The organism is Nocardia beijingensis NBRC 16342 (assembly GCF_001612785.1).
Classification (GTDB): Bacteria; Actinomycetota; Actinomycetes; order Mycobacteriales; family Mycobacteriaceae; genus Nocardia; species Nocardia beijingensis.
Map to the genome: position 1 here is coordinate 244,751 of NZ_BDBC01000015.1, position 3,534 is coordinate 248,284.

Sequence of the window (3,534 nt, forward strand, 5' to 3'; positions counted from 1 at the left end):
GCCCCGGCATCGATTCGCCAGCGCCGTGCGTTCGAGGCTTGCCACATGCGCTTGCGAACACGCTCTACCGATTCCGCCCGCGAGCCATGCAGGCTTTTTCCGCCGATTATCGACAAGTATTGAGCTGCACGACTTTTGCGAAGCATAAAGGCTCACAAAATATCATCACGAAGCGCTAAAGCTTCATTGACAGCATGAGGTGTCACTACCTAGCCTTGTTCTCGAAGCCACCGCAATTCCCTGTCGCCAGCGGGTTTTTCCCACCTGCCGAGCCCGGTGGCTCGACAACTCTAGGAGGTGCCGGATACGGATACCTCGTCACCGCGCGTACGCCAGGCGTGACCATCCCGCCTACCGCGCTCGCGCCGGTCTCCCGACACATTCGAGCACCGAGTAATTCAGGCACGGACGAAGCCACCGCGTACGGGCCGTGGCCGAGCGCGGTCACCGCACTCCCGGCCGGCGGCGGTTCCGCGCCACCCGCACGAGAGTGAATGAGAGCGGATCATGGCACTCCACATCACCGATTCGATCATCACCAGCGACATCACACCGGAAACCGCACGGCTGCTTTCCTCCTGCGCATCCTGGGAACTCAGCTGGTTGCCCACGGTCGCCCTCAGTCGCGAGCAAGCGGTCAGCGGGATGGTGCTCGACGAAATGCTCAGCGACCCAGGCACACTCACCAGCGACCTCGCCCTCGAACTGGCCGCCATCCGTGCCGCCGACCTGAGCCTCACCTTGCGTGACGTGCTGCTGCGGCTGTACGTCCGCATCACCGAACGCGACAACGAAGCGACCTGCCGCGCCCGCCCGCCCCTGGTCGCCTGACACGCCAGGGGCGTTGCGTTCACCGGCGGCAGGTCCGTACGACCGGCATACCGACGGCGAACGATCGGCATGCGTCGGCCACTGGGCGCGCAGCCGTGTGTCGCGCGGCCCCCGGTCAGCACGGTGGGATCGGTCGCCATTCGTTCCCAACTCTGAGAACAGAGGACGCGGGGTGGACGCGCTTCGAGGGGACAATGTCTTCTCTCGGTGTCGTTGACGCAGGTGAAGGGTTTGCCGGGACATGGGTCGAGCGTTGCGGGTGGACACGGACCTGCTGCGAGCGCTGACCCCGGAACTCGCCGCCATCGCCGACACCGCGCAGGAGGAACTCACCCGCCTGAAGGAAAGACTGGCCGCGGAGGGCCACTGCTGGGGCGACGACGAGCCGGGCCGGGCCTTCGGCGACAGCTACGAGCCCGCGGCCGACAAGGGGATCACCGGCTTCGAGAACCTGGTGCACAATCTGCACGGGATGAGCAGCAGCGTCGCCGACGCGGGTGAGGTCTTGCGGGACCAGGACCGGAACATCGGCTCCCAGTTCCGCAAAAAGAATCCGTTCGACTCCGGCCCGGTCGGCAACAGTCCGTACGACCAGCCCCTGGCGCAAGAACCGGCTCCGTCGCCAACCCCAACGCCGATTGCCGCTCAACCCGATCCGGCTCCTGGCACCACCGCGCCCACCTCGTCGGACGACCCGACGGTCCGGTCCGTCCCCACCGCTCAGGCCGCCGACCCCACCGCTCCGGCGAGCGACCCCACCGCCACGCGGGGCACCGGACAGCCCAGCTATCAGCCGACCGGCGACCCGTTCGGGCCCGGCTCGGCGAACCCCGGCGACTACGGCCCAGCCGGCGATGCCGACTCTTCCGGACAGCCGTCCTCCACCTCGACTCCCTCCGTCCAGGACCGAGCCACGCCGGCCGCCCGAGACGCCGCGCCGACCGGGCGACCCCCGTCCGCACCGGCCACCACCACCACGCCGACCGCCGCCGACTCGTCCCCCGCGGCGACACCCAAACCCGGCGCATCCGGCCCGGCGGCCGTCCAGCGGACGCCGGAGAGCCGATGGACGAGGCCACCCACCGAATCGCCGTGGATACGGAACGCGCCCGGCACACCCTGGTCGCGAAACGACGGCGGTCGATCGCCGGGTCAGGTCTTTCCGCCACGCCGCAAGGGGCCTCGGCCCGACGCGGGCGAGCCGGTCGCACCGGGCAAGGACCGGAAAACGCGCAAGCCGAAACCCGCGCCCGCGGAAGCGAAGCACTCCCGCATACGGACCGATCCCGGCGCCGTGGCCGCCGCACGGGCGCTCGCCGCCCGCCATGGCCTCCGGATCGCCGGATTCGAAGACTCCGGTGTGTCGAGACGCACGGTGGACGAGATCGCCGCGGCCATCGACGGAATCCTCGGCAAATACCCCTTCATCGAGCTGTCCGGTATCGAGATCACCGACCTGCGGGACGGCACGGTGTCGCGCGTGGTGCCGAATCGCGCGCCCGACGACACGGTTGACGCGGTCACCGGTGGGTGGATCCTGCTCGACCGGGTGGTGGTGGCGAATCCGGCCCTGCTCGCCGAAAAGGTCGAGGCCGCGGTTCGGGCGGGTGCACGTGTGGCCGGTCCAGCGGACCAGCCGATGTATGCCACCATCGTGCGCGACCTCGGCCGGATACTCGAGGCGGCGGCCGGTCCCCATGTGCGGCAGTCGGCGCAACGGTCGTTGCTCATGGAGTACCGGCGCATCAGCGGACCGTGGGATCGCGGCGACACGCTGGCCGCGATCGTGTGCGGTTATCGGCAGTGGCGCGCCCAACTGGTCCGCGCCTGTTTCTCCGGTGACCGCTTCGATCCCCGCGCGGCCGTGGTGGAAGCCTTCACCGAAGTCGAACTACGCGGCGAGAGCGCATGCGGGCCCGCGAAAGTGCTGCACCGACTGGCGATCGAGCACGCCCGCGGACAGTCGAGCGCCTGATGGTGCAGATTCCGGACTATTTCCCCGACTGGCTCACCGACATGGTGCTGGGGCACTTTCCGGAGGGAGATCCGGAGGGGATGCGCCGCGACGGCGACGCGTGGTCGGACGCGGCGAACGCGCTTGCGCCGGTGCGGCATCGGCTGCTCGCGGCGTTGGAGCGGTTGGACAAGGCGGTCGAGGGCGAGACCGGCGCGGAGATGCAGAAGCAGTACCGCAAGATCCTCGACCAGATCCAGGCGCAGATCGAGTTCAACAACGCCATGGCCCGGAAGTTGTACGACAACGCCACGGATACCGAATACGGACAGTACGTCCTCATCGGCATCGGCGCTGCGCTGCTGGCCCAGGTGCTCATCGATATGGCGATGCCACCGCCCGGCAGCATCGTCAAAGCGATCTCCGATCGCGCCGAGGCGAGGGTGGGGATGGAACTCGCCCAGCGCGACCTGGTGGTGGCCATATTGGGGAAGGCAGCGCGGTTCGTCGCGGAGCATCCGCGTCTGACGCTGGCCACGAAGGGCGTTTTCTTCGGGACGGCGATCGGCGGCGGCGTCCCCTATGTCGCGCAACGTGTCCAGATGGCCCAGGGTCACCGGGAAACCATGGATTGGCAGAAGGTCTGGGTCGGAGCGGCGGCAGGCGCCGCGGGCGGTCTGGTCGGTGTCGAGGTGGGTCGTCGCGTCGCCCCCCTCGCGATCAAAGCGGGCGGTCGGGTGCTCGGCACC

The 3,534-nt window shown here is 68.6% G+C and carries 2 protein-coding genes and 1 pseudogene; all 3 read left to right on the forward strand.

Annotated elements, in window-relative coordinates; genetic code table 11:
• The first annotated feature begins 507 nt into the window (after positions 1-507).
• Positions 508-831: a hypothetical protein gene (locus NB3_RS10860; RefSeq protein ID WP_067800369.1), complete on the forward strand. Its 324-nt coding sequence runs from the start codon at positions 508-510 to the stop codon at positions 829-831.
• A gap of 241 nt (positions 832-1,072) precedes the next feature.
• On the forward strand, positions 1,073-2,806 hold the full coding sequence (locus NB3_RS10865; RefSeq protein ID WP_067800372.1) for a WXG100 family type VII secretion target: 1,734 nt from the start codon (positions 1,073-1,075) through the stop codon (positions 2,804-2,806).
• 41 nt (positions 2,807-2,847) lie between these two features.
• Positions 2,848-3,129 (forward strand): annotated as a pseudogene (locus NB3_RS36905) (WXG100-like domain-containing protein); the annotation flags it as partial.
• Positions 3,130-3,534: the final 405 nt, after the last annotated feature.